The sequence below is a fragment of the Lactobacillus sp. CA30L genome, from assembly GCF_059900845.1.
On sequence record NZ_JBWXGB010000002.1, the window covers coordinates 211,227 to 226,938 of the forward strand.

The window sequence follows — 15,712 nt, forward strand, 5'->3', positions numbered from 1 at the left end:
TTTATGAAAAATAACCGGAATCGGCTGTTTTCAAACGGTTTATTCTATATAATCGTTTTCCTTTTATTATTAGGGGGAATCAATTGGGCACTCGGTGGGTCCGATAATTCTGGCGGCAGCGAAAATATCAGCTACTCAGAATTTGTCCAGGACCTGCGCGATGGCAAGGTTAAGAATTTTAGCGTGCAGCCGGCAAACGGCATCTACACCGTTACGGGCAATTATAAGGAAGCACAGGATACTAAGGCCCAGTCCAAGAATAGCTTTGACTTCTTTGGCGGCCGCTCCTCTTCGAAGGTCGAACGCTTTTCGACGACGATGCTGCAGAATGATTCCAGTGTTGCCAACGTGCAGGAATTGGCGCAAAAGAGCAGCACCAAGATGACAACCCAGGGCGAGTCGCAGTCGGGCAACTGGATCTCGACCATCGTCATGCTTGTTCCGACTGTTCTCTTCATTGTCATGCTTTGGATGATGATCAGCCAGAGCAGCGGCGGTGGCCGCGGCGGCAATGGCGGCATCATGAACTTTGGCCGTTCGCACGTTAAGCCGGAGGATCCAAAGAAAAATAAGGTCCGCTTTTCCGACGTTGCTGGTGAAGAGGAAGAAAAGCAGGAGTTGGTCGAAGTTGTTGAATTCTTGAAAAATCCGGCTAAATTCACGCGACTCGGCGCCAAGATTCCATCTGGCGTCTTGCTTGAAGGCCCTCCGGGTACCGGTAAGACGCTGCTTGCGCGTGCGGTAGCGGGCGAGGCCAACGTGCCGTTCTTCTCCATTTCTGGTTCCGACTTCGTTGAAATGTTCGTCGGTGTCGGTGCCAGCCGCGTCCGTGACTTGTTCACCAACGCCAAAAAGAACGGTCCCAGTATCATTTTTATTGATGAAATCGACGCGATTGGACGGCGCCGTGGCAGCAATGCCAGTGGTGGCGGCAACGATGAGCGTGAACAGACGCTGAACCAGTTGCTGGTTGAAATGGACGGTTTTGAGGGCAACGAGGGCGTAATCGTCATCGCTGCTACCAACCGCTCCGACGTTTTGGACCCGGCGCTGCTGCGTCCCGGTCGCTTTGACCGCAAGGTGCTGGTCGGCAGTCCCGACGTGCGCGGACGTGAGGCCATCTTGCGCGTGCACGCCAAGAATATGCCACTGGCCGCTGACGTTGACCTGAAGGAAATTGCGCGGCAGACTCCCGGCTTTGTCGGTGCTGACTTGGCCAACCTGCTAAACGAGGCCGCACTTTTGGCTGCCCGGCGCAATGCTAGTGAAATCGGGGCTGCTGACCTTGACGAGGCCGAGGACCGGGTGATTGCCGGCCCGGCCAAGCGCAACAGCTTGATTTCAAAGAAGGAAAGGCGCAGGGTCGCCTTCCACGAGGCTGGTCACTCAATCTGCGGGCTGGTTTTAAGCGATTCACGGACTGTCCGCAAGGTTACGATTGTCCCGCACGGCCGTACTGGCGGCTACAACTTGATGCTGCCCAAAGACGACCAGTTCCTCTTGACTAAGAAACAGTTGATGGAGCAAATCGTGGGACTGATGGGTGGTCGTGCCGGTGAAGAAGTGGTTGTTGGCGACCAGTCAACGGGTGCGTCCAACGACTTCGAACAGGCAACGCAGATCGCCCACAGCATGGTTGTCAACTACGGCATGACCGATTCGCTGGGCATGGTTGAACTCGAAAAAGAGGGTGAAACCAACCCTTACGGTTTCAAGCAGTACAGTGAGGCCACGGCGGCTAAGATTGACGAGGCGGTTAAGGAGCTGCTTAATGAGGCGCACGCCAAGGCGGTTGAAATCGTTAAGAACAACCGCGAAAAGCACCGGATCATTGCGGAAGCACTGCTCAAGTATGAAACTTTGGATGAGAAGCAGATCATGTCGCTTTACACCACTGGAAAAATGCCTGAAAAAGCTGAGCAGGAATATCCGAGCGAATCCAAGGCCCTGACCTATGAAGAGGCCAAGGCCGCCGCTGAGAAGAAGGAAAACACCAAGGCCACTTCTGCCGATTCCCAAGGGAACCAGACAGACACAGCCAAGCCTTCTGAAGCAGACGCTAAGCCTGAGACGCCGTTAGAAAAGAACCAGCAAACGGAAGAAAGGAATCCGGAGAATCCCGAAAAGATGGAATTCCCCCGCGAATCCGCACCTTCCGCTGATAAGGAACCAACTTCAACTGCGCCTGATGGTAAAGAAGCTGCTCCACAGAATGATTCTGATGAGGAAGACCACCAAGATTAATAATTAATAGGGCCCGCGGGCCCTATTTTTTTGGGGAGAAATACGATGGACGATTATTTGATTAGAGCGATTGATAAAACGAAGAATCTGCGGCTGTTGACAATCACGGCCAAGGATTTGGTACAAGAAGCACAGACGCGTCACGACACCTGGTCGGCTTCTTCGGCCGTTTTAGGCCGCAGCCTCGTTGCCGGCGTGCTGCTTGCGGGCGCGGAACTGACGGGCAAAGAAGAATTAACGGTGCGCTTGCTCGGCAACGGACCGGTCGGTCCCACGGTAGTCACGGCCAAGGCGGACCTGACGGTGAAGGGCTACGTGAAAAATCCGCACATTGCGCTGCCGCCGCAAAAAAACGGGCACATTAACGTGAAGAAGGCAGTTGGACAAGGCTGGCTTGAGGTGACGAAGGACCTGGGGCTAAAAGAACCATACACGGGGCAGGTGCCGATTGTTTCGGGTGAGATTGCTGAAGACATTGCCTATTACCTGACGAAGTCCGAACAGATTCCGTCGGCAGTGGGTCTGTCCGTCTTCGTCAACCCCAACAATACGATTGGCGAGGCCAGCGGATTCATGCTGCAGGCCCTTCCCGGCGCCAGCGATAGTCTGATTAATGCAACGATTGCGCGGATTAATGAGTTGCCGGCACTTTCTACCGCATTTTTGGGTGGAATGACGCCCGAAAAATTGGCGACCCTAATTCTAGGTCCCGATCGCAAAATCCTGGAAAAGGATCCGGTTGCCTTCAAGTGTGATTGTTCCAAGGAAAAGTATGGTAAAATCTTAGCAACGATCAAAGCCAGCCAATTAAAAGCGATGATTAGCGAAGATCACGGTGCGGAGTTGACTTGCAGCTTCTGCAAAAGCAAGTATCATTACACCGAAGACGAGCTGAAGGCGATACTGGCGAAAAAATAGGGGCGTGATCAGCACGTTTTTCTGAGACGCTCGTAATTAAGCTGGGTCTGCTCTACCTGCTTTTTTGTGAGCTACGTGCTGATTTCTGTTGGAATGGCGCGGCGAATCGCAGGTTCTGCTGCTTGACGAACTTACCAGCAACCTGGATGAAAATGCGATTGCAAACGTCTACTCGATGATCAAAAAATATCTGCCCGGGGCGACGGTAATCAGCGTTGTGCACCGCAATGCCGAATTGCATTACTATGATGATGTGGTCCAGCTGCCGGAAGACTGACTTCCGTTTTCAAGACTAGTCCACTGCTAAAGCGCGGTTTTGCCCAATTAAGGGGGTGCGGTAAGTACCAATTTTGATTATAATAGAAGGGTTGACTTGAATTAGAAAGAAGGAGTGTAATTAATGCTAAACGTGTATATTGTGCGTCATGGTCAAACGGATACGAACAAGACCGATGCCATCAACGGGTCGCGTACCAACCTGCCCCTCAACGAAACGGGAATTAAGCAGGCCGAAGCCTTGCGCGACAGCTTCGACCTGGGCAAGATTGATTATGTCTACGCCAGTCCCCTAAAGCGGGCAAAGCAGACAGCCGAGATCTTGGACCAGGGCAGGCACGAAATTATCCTTGATGACCGCTTGAAGGAAATGGATTACGGCAACTGGGACGGCGAATCCATTCAGAACATCATTGCCAAGTACCCGCAGGTCTTCGATGAACTGGGCTATTTTAACGAAAAGTACACAGATTATTCAACGGGCGAAAGCTACGAGCATCTCTCCCAGCGGCTGACCGACTTCTGGCATGACCTGGTGCAAAAGCACGCAAATGAATCCGTGGCCCTGGTTTTTCACGGTACGGCTTCGCGGTCGCTGATCCAGAGCATTTTGAATATTCCAGAGATTGCGACCATTGGGGAAGTGCAGAACGCCGGCGTCACCAATATTTCGGTTGACGATCAAAGCAAGAAGGCGTTCCTGCGCTACTACAACCGGGTAGCGCCGGGCAAGTTCTTTATTAAAAAATAATTGGCTGCTGCGGGTGGACGGGTTTTTGCCTAGTCCGCGCCTTGTGATTTTGCTTAGGGGGCGCTTTTTGTTATCATTATGAAAGATATAAGGGGATGATTTGGTGGATAATAGCTGGAAAATTCGCGATATAACTATTCCCAACCGGGTGGTTGTTGCGCCCATGGCCGGCGTGTCCAACGCGGCCTTCCGCATAATTTGCAAGGAATACGGTGCGGGGCTGGTTGTATGCGAGATGATTTCCGATCACGGAATAATTTACCGGAACAAGAAAACGATGTCGATGATGAAGGTTGATCCGCGCGAACACCCGATGAGCATCCAGATTTTCGGGGGCTCCGAGGAGACGCTGCTGGAAGCGGCACAATACATTGACCAGCATACTGCGGCCGACATTATTGATATTAACATGGGGTGTCCGGTGCCCAAGGTGACGAAGACCGACGCGGGCTCCAAGTGGCTGCTGGACGCCAACAAGATTTACCAGATGGTGCATAAAGTTGTGCAAAACGTGTCCAAGCCCGTTTCCGTTAAGATGCGGATTGGCTGGGACCGCAAGCACATTTTTGCCGTTGAGAACGCACTGGCCGCCCAGGAAGCGGGTGCCGCAATGATTGCCATGCACGGCCGCACGCGCAAGCAGATGTACCAGGGCGAGGCCGACTGGGAGACGCTGCACGACGTTGCCCAGGTGCTCGACGTGCCCTTTGTGGCCAACGGCGACGTTAGAACGCCCGAACTAGCGGCCAAGGCGCTCAAGGAAATCGGCTCGACCGCGATCATGGTGGGCCGGGCTGCTCTGGGCAACCCGTGGATTCTGCAGGACATGGTGCATTACCTTGATACCGGTGAAAAGCTCGCGCCGCAGAGCGTGCGCGAGCGGGTGGCAACCGCCGAGCACCAGCTGCAGGGTCTGGTTGAACTCAAGGGCGAGAAGATTGCCGTGCCGGAATTTCGCCAGCAGGCCGCCTATTACCTGAAGGGCGTTCCGCGTTCGGCCCGCACCCGCGCTAGAATAAACGAGGTGTGGACGGCCCAGGAAGTATATGATCTGCTTGATAATTTTGTCGAAGACTACGAGAAGCGGCAGGCGCAGAGAGCTGACCGAAGTGAAAGAAAAATGATGGAGGAAAAGTAAGTGGCTAAGAATGAAATGAACGACCAGTTGATTGTTCGTCGCCAAAAGATGCAGGAGCTACGGGAAAAGGGGATCGAACCCTTCGGCATGAGAAAGTTCGACCGGCAAGACCTGGCCCGCACCCTGAACGAGAAGTACCAGGACGAAGACAAGGATGAACTGAACGAAAAACTGCCGAAGACCAAGATTGCCGGGCGCATGCTGGCAAAAAGGGGCAAGGGCAAGGTTGGCTTTGCCGACCTGTATGACCGAACCGGCAAGATTCAGATTTACGTCCGCAAGGACATGGTGGGCGAAGACAACTACCAGATTTTCAAAAAGTCTGACATCGGCGACTTCCTGGGCATTGACGGCGAGGTCATGAAGACCGACACGGGCGAGTTGACCATCCGGGCACTGCACGTCACGTTCCTGTCCAAGGCCCTGCGGCCTTTGCCGGACAAGTATCATGGCTTGAAAGACGTTGAGCAGATCTACCGCCAGCGCTACCTTGACCTTATTTCCAACCGGGCCAGCTATGAACGCTTTGTCCACCGGACCAAGATCATCCAGGCCATCCGCGACTTCTTGAACAAGAAGGACTTTTTGGAAGTTGAGACGCCGGTTCTGCACAACATTCCCGGTGGCGCAGAGGCGCGGCCGTTTGTTACCCACCACAACGCACTGGACATTGACCTGTACATGCGAATCGCGCTCGAGTTGCCGCTTAAGCGCCTGATTGTCGGGGACATGGAACGCGTTTATGAGATCGGCCGGGTCTTCAGAAACGAGGGCCTCGACACGCACCACAACCCGGAATTTACCGAGCTAGAAACCTACGCCGCATACTGGGACTTCCACGACGTCATGGACGAGGCGGAGGGCATTATCCGGGCCGCTGCCAGCGTTGTATCAGACGACGGCAAGGTAACCTACCAGGGCACCGCAATCGATTTGGGCAAGCCGTTTAGGCGCGTGCACATGGTTGACCTGATCAAGGAGAAGACCGGCGTCGACTTCTGGCCTAAGATGAGCCTGGAAGAAGCGCAGCAGATTGCCCGCGACCACAAGATTCAGGTCGAGAGCTTCTGGGGCGTGGGCCACATCATCAACGCCTTCTTTGAAAAGTATTGCGAGGAAACCATCGTTGATCCGACCTTCGTTTACGGTCACCCGGTGGAGATTTCCCCGCTGGCCAAGAAAAACGCAGACGATCCGCGCTTCACCGACCGCTTCGAAATCTACATCATGGGCGAGGAATACGGCAACGCGTTTTCCGAGCTCAATGACCCCGACGACCAACGCGAGCGCTTCGAGGCCCAGATGGCCGAGCGTGAAGCCGGCAACGACGAGGCCGACATGATCGACGAGGACTACCTCCGGGCCATGGAATACGGCATGCCGCCAACGGGCGGCCTCGGAATCGGCATCGACCGCTTAGTCATGCTCTTGACCGATGCGCCGGCTATCCGCGACGTCTTGCTCTTCCCGACGATGCGTCCGGAAAAGGTTGAGGACATCGACCGCGAGGTGCGCGCCGACTTGGAAAAGAAGAACAAATAATAATTGATAGAGAAAAAGAAGACGAGTTTGAGTTCGTCTTCTTTTTGTATAAGGACTAATTTATTTTTTATCATAGTCGGCTATACTTTTACCGGGCCAATCTGATTAAATTCTAGCAAGTTGCCAGGATAACGACCAATTAAAAGAACTGGAACCTTTGAAAGGTCATTGTTATGCCTGATGAGCTGCTTTAGCTCTTTAATTGAAGCAAGAGCTATTTTTTGATTTTCGCCAGTTAAAGCAGCTGCTAAACCATTTACTATTTTCAGTTCATTAGCTTTAGCTTTCTTACCTTTAGCTCTAATCACTTTTATTTCCGCCTTGATTAGCGGCTGGAGATCTTTGTTAAGCAAGTTTTTATTATAAATACCATTCACATAGTTCGTATAACCCTTATACTTGCCATCTTGTGAGACCAAATCAACAGTTACAGAATTTTTTACCGTTGATACCCGCGTTACTTTGAAGAGGGTATTCTGTCGAACAATTTTTTGGAGTACTTTTTTACTGTATGAATTACCGCCTTTAGCCGCAGTGTTTTTATACAAAACTCCTTTGTTAGCATTGGGGAGTTTGAAAACATAACCAGCCTTGGCTAAACGCTTGGTCCAAGCTTTAGCAGTTACATCTTTAGGCCATGACACTTGTGCAGCCTTGATTTCACTATGAGTCGCCATTACGGTTGCCGGGACTGCTGCCAGCATTAGGGCCATTATTAACTTAAATACTCTGTTCATAACCGTTCCCCTCTTCACGGATATTTTTACCCTTTAATATATGATTAAATCAATTGTATCTCATTTATATCAGAAGTAAATAAAGCAATTTGATATTGCAGTTGTTGATTTTGTTTATGAGTGGTTTGTATTCTTCAGGCATATCAAAGGAAAACGGGCTAATTAAATACTTTTTAACAAATTAACAAATGATAATGTAGACCACCGAGTGCGGTGGTCTTACTTTTTGCAAACGTCATAGCCCATTTTTTCGTAGTACTTGTAGATTTTGTCTGCTAACAAATCCTGAATATCTTTTTGCCTTGAAAAGAAAAAGTACCAGTTCTGCAGTAGGCGCAGCCAGCTAGACAGGCGGTACCAGTCCGATTGCTTCTGCCAGTCTAGCTGCTGGTAGAGTTCATCATCGAAGTGGCAGATGAAGTGCTTAAAGTCGGCCCCAGCGACATTGCCGACGCTGACGCCCTGGTAGAAGGCATAGGCGAGGCGCTGCTCCTCGTCGTCGACGAAGGGCGTTTGCATGTTGTGGAAAATCGTTTCAATCGGTGCAAAGAGTCTTGCGCTATCACTGGTTGTAAAATCCTTGTGACCGAGTGCTGCGCCCAGTAAATCGCTGCCGTGCGCCACGGCGTGGGCCCAGCCCTTGCCGGGCACAAAGCCGCGGTAGTCTTTTTCGCGGACCAGGTAGGCAACGCTCCAGTCAAACAGGAGCTGCCGCTTTTTATCCGTTAGAATGTTTTGCTCGTTGTCTTTCTCTAACAGCAGGCTGCCAAGCAGCGCGCTGAAGGTGCGCAAGAAGACCAGGTCATTTTCGGGCTCATCGATGCCCCTGAACAGGTTTTCCTCATTAATAAACGTCGCAATGATTGTTTCTACCTGCTTCTTGGTGAAGGCATCCCCGGCAAAGCCGCGGGCAAAGAGGCTGTAGATGAGGTCATCGCGCAGGTGGGGGTCGAGGCTGCCCACGTTTTGCAGCATGAAGGCGACCTGCGCATCCGTGAAGCGGAAATCTGGGGTGTCTGATTGTAAAAGTTCTTCTAGGGATGTCTGCATGGGTGGCTCCTTTGTCAAAATCAAAAATGTGTGGTTAAGAAATGATAGCCCGGACAACGGATGGCCGTCAAGCATTTTTAACGGTGCGGCAAGCTGGGCAAGGCGGGGCGCGCCGCGGGATGGTGCAAAAAAACTGGCCGCTGCAAAGCTTGATAAGCCGGGCCTTATTGCAAGCAGAATATTTTTTTAGATTTTTTTGCAAAAAGCACTTGCAAACTGGGACCGATTTGCTATAATAATATTTGTCTTGCGGAAGTAGTTCAGTGGTAGAACATCACCTTGCCATGGTGGGGGTCGCGGGTTCGAATCCCGTCTTCCGCTCTATCTAAAAAGAGCCCACCGCTTGGGGTGGGCCTTTTTATTAAACGGGAAATAGCTCAGCTTGGTAGAGCGCTACGTTCGGGACGTAGAGGTCGCAGGTTCGAATCCTGTTTTCCCGATAATGGGAATTTTGCCTTTGTGCTAACGGTTTGAATCGTTGGCATGAAGGCATTTTTTGTGTTCGATCATGCACTTCCGGGCCTTTTTCTTTATAAAGCTTCGCCAAAGGTGGAAAATTAGCATCACAAAGTAGTCTTTGATATAATGGTTGCAATGTTTTTGACGGTAAAAGAATTAAGAACATAATATTTTACATTCTGGCAAAAAAGTTTATAGTATAAACACGTCAATTTTAAAGGTGGTGCAATAATGAAAAAATCTTATACTAACAGTGCAAATCAAGTCTTGGAAATTGCACGCGAGCAAGCGCAGGCGTTCCATCACCGCCTGATCGGCACCGAGCACGTGCTGCTTGCAATGGTCATCGAATCCGATGGTGAGGCGGGCAAGGACCTGCGTGCGTGGGGAGCAACACCGAAGGCAATCCGTGAAGAGATTGAGCGCTACACGGGCTACGGGTCGGCCGGCAAGACCACGTACATGGAAATGTCGCCACGCCTCAGCATGGTTTTGGCCTATGCGGGCACCCTGGCCGAACGTGAGGGCTCAGCCAAGATTAGAACCTGCCACATCCTGCTGGGCCTGGTTCTCAACGAACAGGTTCTGGCTTCAGTCATTTTGCGCAACCTCAGCATCGACCTCGACGGGCTGCGCAGCGATATTCTCCACAGCCTGGGCGAGGACGAGGAGGACCTCGGCGGGGGCGGCCAGTCCGATGATAACGGCTGGTCCAGCTTTAACGGTCCCGACTACAACGCGCCTAGTGCGCAGAGCTCCACGCCGACTTTAGATCAGGTCTCGGTTAACCTGAACGCACGCGCCGAGAACGGCCAGATTGACCCGGTGATTGGGCGCGACCGCGAAGTTGCACGCGTGATTGAAATTCTTTCGCGGCGCAACAAGAATAATCCGGTGCTCATTGGTGAGCCGGGTGTCGGCAAGACGGCGGTCGCCGAGGCAATTGCAACGGCGATTGTTAATAAAAAGGTGCCCCGCGACCTGCTGGACAAGCAGGTGGTATCGCTGGACCTTGGGGGTCTGGTTGCGGGCACCAAGTACCGCGGCGAGTTTGAGGACCGGATGAAGAAGATCATCAAGGAAATCACGGCGGACGGCAGCATCATTCTCTTTGTGGATGAGATGCATACGTTAATCGGTGCGGGCGGTGCCGAGGGGTCGATCGACGCGGCCAACATTCTGAAGCCGTCCCTTGCGCGCGGCGACATTCAGATGATTGGCGCCACAACCTTTGATGAATACCAAAAATACGTGGAAAAGGACCAGGCCCTGGCCCGGCGCTTCCAGATTGTGCGGCTGAACGAGCCGTCCCGGACGGAGTCGCTGGCAATTTTAACCGGCCTGAAGCCCAAGTACGAGAAGTTTCACCACGTCAAGATCACGGATGAGGCGCTGGCAAGTGCGGTTGACTTGTCCAGCCGCTATATTTCTAACCGCTACTTGCCGGACAAGGCAATCGACCTGGTTGACGAGGCCAGTGCGGCCGTCAAGATTAGTTCGGGCAAGGGCTCGAACAACCAGATGCTGCAGGTTGCCGAGCAGATAAAAAAGGTCGTGGACCAGAAGAATCAGGCCGCGGTTAACCAAAACTTCGTGAAGGCGGCCCAGCTCCAGGACCGGCAGAACAGCCTGCAGGTGCGGCTGAACAAGCTGGACGACCGTTTGGAAAAGACGATTACGGGCAAGGCCATGGTGCAGCCCGAAGACATTGCAAAGGTTGTCTCTAACTGGACCGGCGTTCCCGTAACCCAGATGAACCGCGATGAATCCAAACAGCTGGCCAACCTTGAAGGTGACCTGCACAAGCGGATCATCGGGCAGGACAAGGCCGTTTCTGCGGTCAGCCGGGCAGTCCGGCGCAGTCGCAGCGGCATCAAGGACGAGAACAGACCGATTGGTTCCTTCCTATTCTTGGGGCCGACTGGCGTTGGCAAGACGGAGCTGGCCAAGGCAATTGCGGCGGCCGTCTTCGGCTCCGAAAACAACCTGATTAGGATTGACATGTCCGAGTACATGGACCAAGTAGCCAGCAGCAAGCTGATTGGCTCGTCCCCCGGCTACGTTGGCTACGACGAGGGCGGTCAGTTGTCCGAGAAGGTCCGGCGCCACCCCTATTCCGTTGTTCTGCTGGATGAGGTTGAAAAGGCCCACCCGGACGTGTTCAACCTGCTGCTCCAAGTTCTTGACGACGGCTTTTTGACCGACTCGAAGGGACGCAAGGTTGACTTCAAGAACACGATTATCATCATGACGTCTAACCTGGGTTCGCGTTCACTGTTTGAGACGAAGACGGTTGGCTTTTCGGCGGACAATACCCGTATGGCCAAGATGCGGCACGACCGCGTTCAGCAGGCGCTGAAGCAGTTCTTTCGGCCGGAGTTTTTGAACCGGATTGACGAATCGATTATCTTCGATGAGCTGGACCAGAAGCAGCTGCGTCAGGTTGTCACGCTGCTCACGCACAAGCTGATCGACCGCCTGCACAAGCAGGAGATTCGCCTGAAGATATCGCCGGCGGCGCTCGATAAGGTTGTTAGGGACGGCTACGACCCTGAGATGGGCGCACGACCGCTGCGCCGCGCGATTCAGACCGACTTCGAGGATGAGATTGCCTCAATGCTGGTCAAGGGCGCCCTCGGGGCCGGCGACTTGTTAAAGATTGGCTGCAGTCACAATAAGCTGAAGTTTGACATTGTGCATGCAAATGAGGACAGTTTGATCGGCGCAAGGTAGATCCGTTGACATCAAAAAAGTTTTTTGTTATGGTTAAACGTGATTAAAAAGCTGATTTTCAGGATTTTGCTGATATATTGTCCAGCAAAATAATAGAAGACAAAAACGACAATGTTGTTTTTGTCTTTTTTATGCCTAAAATCACCCCTTTTTAAAATTGTAATCGAAATGTAATATTAGCTTTCTCTGACAGAAAGGATGTTTCTCCTTGTTAAATGGACACGTAGTGAATTTTGGCAAACATCGTACTAGGCGCAGTTTTTCCCGCATTAAAGAAGTGCTGAAGCTGCCTAACCTGACCGATGTCCAGACCGAATCATATCAATGGTTTTTGGATGAAGGTATTAAAGACGTCTTTGACGATATTATGCCAATTAGTGACTTTTCGGGCAAGCTTTCCTTAGAATACTTAGGCTATAAGCTGCAGAAGCCCAAGTATACTGTAGATGAAGCACGGGACCACGATGCGACCTATGCCGCACCGATGAACGTCACCCTGAAATTAACCAACCAAAAGACCGGTGAAATCAAGACGCAGGAAGTTTTCTTCGGTGACCTGCCGCTAATGACCGAATCAGGTTCATTCATTATCAACGGTGCCGAAAGAGTAATTGTTTCTCAGTTAGTTAGATCGCCGAGCGTCTATTATTCTGGAGACTATGACAAGAACGGCCGGCAGATTTTTGGCACGACCGTCATCCCTAACCGGGGTGCATGGCTAGAATACGAGACCGACGCCAAGAATGTGTCGTACGTCCGGGTTGACCGTACCCGTAAATTGCCGCTGACTGTTTTTATTCGGGCGCTTGGAATCGGTTCAGACGATGAAATCCTCGATATGTTCGGTCAGAGTGACACCCTGCAGTTCACGCTGGAAAAGGATGTGCACAAGAATCCAGCCGATTCGCGCGTTGCCGAGGCGTTGAAGGATGTCTACGAGCGGCTGCGCCCGGGCGAACCGAAGACGACTGATTCATCACGTTCGCTTCTATACGCACGCTTTTTTGATCCCCGCCGCTATGACCTAGCGCCGGTAGGCCGTTACAAGGTTAACAAGAAATTATCCCTTAAGAACCGCCTGTATGGTCAGACCCTGGCCGAAACCCTGGCCGACCCCGACACCGGTGAAATTATTGCCAAGAAGGGCACGGTTGTTACCCATGAATTAATGGAAACACTTGAGGACTACCTTGACCGGGATGACTTTAAGATGGTTACCTACGAGCCTTCAAAGGAGGGCGTGTTGCCGGATCCCATCAACGTTCAGGAAATCAAGGTATACTCTAAGGTTAACCCAGAACGTGTGGTTAAGCTTATTTCTAACGGTCACATTGACAAGAGCGTCAAGTATTTGACGCCGGCCGATGTTCTGGCGTCAATCAATTACTTCCTGCTGCTGCAGGATGAAATTGGCAACACCGATGACATTGACCACCTAGGCAACCGCCGTATCCGTCGTGTTGGTGAACTGCTGCAGAACCAGTTTAGAATTGGACTGGCCAGAATGGAGCGGGTTGTTCGGGAAAGAATGTCAATTCAGGATCCGTCAACGGTGACCCCCCAGCAATTGATCAACATCCGGCCGATTGTTGCCAGCATCAAGGAATTCTTCGGTTCCTCACAACTGTCACAGTTTATGGACCAGCATAACCCCCTGGGCGAATTGACGCACAAGCGCCGGATGTCTGCCTTGGGACCTGGTGGTTTGACCCGTGACCGTGCCGGCTATGAGGTCCGTGACGTACACTATACCCAGTATGGTCGTCTGTGTCCGATTGAAACGCCGGAAGGCCCTAACATTGGCTTGATTAACTCGTTGGCTACGTATGCGGTAATTAACAAGTATGGCTTCATTGAAACGCCGTACCGCCGCGTTTCGTGGAAGACGCACAAGGTAACCGACAGGATTGACTACCTTACCGCTGATGTTGAGGATAACTATATTATTGCCGGTGCAAACACGCGTTTGAATCCCGATGGTTCCTTTAAGGATGACTTGATTTTGGCGCGGCACAAGGAAGACAACGTTGAGGTCAGTCCGGACAAGATTGACTATATGGACGTTATCCCCAAGCAAGTGGTTTCGGTCGCTTCGGCATGTATCCCGTTTTTGGAAAACGATGACTCCAACCGTGCGCTGATGGGTGCCAACCAGCAGCGTCAGGCTGCGCCGCTAATCAATCCGCACAGTGCGCTCGTTGGTACCGGTATGGAATACCGGGCAGCGCACGATTCCGGTGCCGCGGTTTTAGCTAAGGCAGCCGGTACGGTTGAATACGTCGATGCTAATTCAATCAGGGTTAGACGTGAAGACAGCACGTTGGACAAGTACACGCTTGAAAAGTACCGCCGGTCTAATAACTCCAAGTCTTACAACCAAACACCGAACGTTAAGCTCGGCGACAAGGTTGAAGAGGGCGAAGTTATCGGTAACGGTCCAACGATGGACCACGGAGAGCTTGCTCTCGGGCAAAACCCGGTTATCGCCTTCATGACCTGGAACATGTACAACTATGAGGATGCCATCATGCTGTCGGAGCGCCTGGTTAAAGACGACGTGTACACTTCGATCAGTATTGAAGACTACGAGTCCGAGGCCCGCGACACGAAGCTTGGCCCCGAGGAAATCACGAGCGAACTCCCTAACGTTGGTGAGGACGCACTCAAGGACCTCGACAAGCACGGCGTCGTCCGCATCGGTGCCGAAGTGCACGACGGCGACATTCTGGTGGGCAAGGTTACGCCTAAAGGGGTAACTGAGCTTTCGGCCGAGGAGCGTCTACTGCACGCCATCTTTGGCGAAAAAGCCCGTGAAGTCCGCGATACGTCTTTGCGCGTGCCTCACGGCGGCGGCGGGATCGTGCGCGACGTCAAGGTCTACACCCGTGAAAACGGCGATGAACTGGCGCCTGGCGTGAACACATTGGTCCGCGTCTATATTGCACAGAAGCGTAAGATTCAGGTCGGCGACAAGATGTCCGGACGTCACGGTAACAAGGGTACGGTTGCGGCCGTTGTTCCGGAAGAGGACATGCCGTACCTGCCAGATGGTACGCCGGTTGATATTTGTTTGAACCCGATGGGTGTTCCCTCACGTATGAACATCGGACAGCTTTTGGAATTGCACCTGGGGCGTGCTGCCAATAGCCTTGGTATTCACGTTGCAACGCCAGTATTTGACGGTGCAAGCGAAGACGACGTTTGGGACACGGTCCACAAGGCTGGCATTGATAAGGACGGCAAGACCGTTTTGTACGATGGCCGGACCGGTGAACCATTCCATAACCGTGTTTCCGTTGGCATCATGCATTACCTGAAGCTAACGCACATGGTTGACGACAAGATTCACGCCCGCTCAATTGGGCCTTACTCACTTGTTACGCAGCAGCCTCTTGGCGGCAAGGCGCAATTTGGTGGCCAACGGTTTGGTGAAATGGAGGTTTGGGCACTGGAAGCTTACGGTGCCGCCTACACGCTTCAAGAAATCTTGACCTACAAGTCCGATGACGTCGTTGGTCGTGTGAAGGCCTATGAAGCAATTGTCAAAGGTGAAAGAATTCCAATGCCTGGTGTTCCCGAATCCTTCCGGGTTCTGGTCAAGGAACTCCAGTCCCTCGGACTGGATATTCGTGTTCTTGACATGGATCACAAGGAAATCGAGCTGCGCGACATGGACGATGACTCTAACGAACACCTGAACATTGACACGCTGTCGAAGATGGCTGAAGAGCAGCAAAAGAAGAAGTTGGCCGAAGAAACCGCAAAATCAGAAGATGGCGAGGCAGAAGAACCGGCAGAAGCCGAAACTCCTGTAGATGAGTCCGATGATGACAACAAGATTTCTAAATAATTAGGAGGTTAAAC

At 52.1% G+C, this 15,712-nt stretch carries 10 protein-coding genes and 2 tRNA genes; 10 read left to right on the forward strand and 2 right to left on the reverse strand.

What is annotated here, in order from left to right:
- Window positions 1-3: 3 nt before the first annotated feature.
- The 6 genes from ftsH to lysS all read left to right on the forward strand — a co-directional run bounded on the left by ftsH (window position 4) and on the right by lysS (window position 6,869).
- Entirely contained in the window at window positions 4-2,244 is a 2,241-nt protein-coding gene (gene ftsH / locus AC2JF8_RS03505) for an ATP-dependent zinc metalloprotease FtsH (protein ID WP_500761170.1), read from the forward strand.
- Window positions 2,245-2,289: 45 nt separating this feature from the next.
- Window positions 2,290-3,162, forward strand: coding sequence for an Hsp33 family molecular chaperone HslO (hslO, locus tag AC2JF8_RS03510; RefSeq protein ID WP_500761172.1), 873 nt, complete (start codon window positions 2,290-2,292; stop codon window positions 3,160-3,162).
- An 88-nt stretch (window positions 3,163-3,250) separates the two neighbouring features.
- On the forward strand, window positions 3,251-3,439 hold the full coding sequence (locus AC2JF8_RS03515; RefSeq protein WP_500761174.1) for a hypothetical protein: 189 nt from the start codon (window positions 3,251-3,253) through the stop codon (window positions 3,437-3,439).
- A gap of 123 nt (window positions 3,440-3,562) precedes the next feature.
- Window positions 3,563-4,189, forward strand: coding sequence for a histidine phosphatase family protein (locus AC2JF8_RS03520; protein ID WP_500729200.1), 627 nt, complete (start codon window positions 3,563-3,565; stop codon window positions 4,187-4,189).
- Window positions 4,190-4,292: 103 nt separating this feature from the next.
- A complete protein-coding gene (gene dusB, locus AC2JF8_RS03525; RefSeq protein ID WP_500729199.1) occupies window positions 4,293-5,327 on the forward strand; it encodes a tRNA dihydrouridine synthase DusB in 1,035 nt (344 codons plus the stop codon).
- Complete coding sequence (lysS, locus tag AC2JF8_RS03530) at window positions 5,328-6,869, forward strand: lysine--tRNA ligase (RefSeq protein ID WP_500729197.1); 1,542 nt, start codon at window positions 5,328-5,330, stop codon at window positions 6,867-6,869.
- Window positions 6,870-6,949: 80 nt separating this feature from the next.
- Here the strand turns inward: lysS and AC2JF8_RS03535 are convergent, their stop codons facing one another.
- Complete coding sequence (locus tag AC2JF8_RS03535; RefSeq protein WP_500761176.1) at window positions 6,950-7,606, reverse strand: hypothetical protein; 657 nt, start codon at window positions 7,604-7,606, stop codon at window positions 6,950-6,952.
- A 219-nt stretch (window positions 7,607-7,825) separates the two neighbouring features.
- Window positions 7,826-8,656, reverse strand: coding sequence for a DUF2785 domain-containing protein (locus AC2JF8_RS03540; RefSeq protein WP_500761178.1), 831 nt, complete (start codon window positions 8,654-8,656; stop codon window positions 7,826-7,828).
- Between the two features lie 249 nt (window positions 8,657-8,905).
- Between AC2JF8_RS03540 and AC2JF8_RS03545 the strand changes: the two genes are divergently transcribed.
- The 4 genes from AC2JF8_RS03545 (at window position 8,906) to rpoB (ending at window position 15,698) form a co-directional block, all read left to right on the forward strand.
- Window positions 8,906-8,977 (forward strand) — tRNA-Gly (locus tag AC2JF8_RS03545).
- Between the two features lie 45 nt (window positions 8,978-9,022).
- A tRNA-Pro gene (locus AC2JF8_RS03550) sits at window positions 9,023-9,096 on the forward strand.
- Window positions 9,097-9,346: 250 nt separating this feature from the next.
- Window positions 9,347-11,848, forward strand: coding sequence for an ATP-dependent Clp protease ATP-binding subunit (locus AC2JF8_RS03555; protein ID WP_500761180.1), 2,502 nt, complete (start codon window positions 9,347-9,349; stop codon window positions 11,846-11,848).
- Between the two features lie 208 nt (window positions 11,849-12,056).
- Window positions 12,057-15,698 carry a DNA-directed RNA polymerase subunit beta gene (rpoB, locus tag AC2JF8_RS03560; protein WP_500729193.1) on the forward strand — a complete coding sequence of 1,214 codons (3,642 nt, stop codon included), beginning with the start codon at window positions 12,057-12,059 and terminating at the stop codon, window positions 15,696-15,698.
- Window positions 15,699-15,712: the final 14 nt, after the last annotated feature.

Excerpts from the sequence above, each read along its gene's own strand:
- ftsH (WP_500761170.1), top strand. The coding sequence starts at position 4 with ATGAAAAATAACCGGAATCGGCTGTTTTCAAACGGTTTATTCTATATA.
- hslO (WP_500761172.1), top strand. The coding sequence starts at position 2,290 with ATGGACGATTATTTGATTAGAGCGATTGATAAAACGAAGAATCTGCGG.
- AC2JF8_RS03520 (WP_500729200.1), top strand. The coding sequence starts at position 3,563 with ATGCTAAACGTGTATATTGTGCGTCATGGTCAAACGGATACGAACAAG.
- AC2JF8_RS03535 (WP_500761176.1), bottom strand. The coding sequence starts at position 7,606 with ATGAACAGAGTATTTAAGTTAATAATGGCCCTAATGCTGGCAGCAGTC.
- AC2JF8_RS03540 (WP_500761178.1), bottom strand. The coding sequence starts at position 8,656 with ATGCAGACATCCCTAGAAGAACTTTTACAATCAGACACCCCAGATTTC.
- AC2JF8_RS03555 (WP_500761180.1), top strand. The coding sequence starts at position 9,347 with ATGAAAAAATCTTATACTAACAGTGCAAATCAAGTCTTGGAAATTGCA.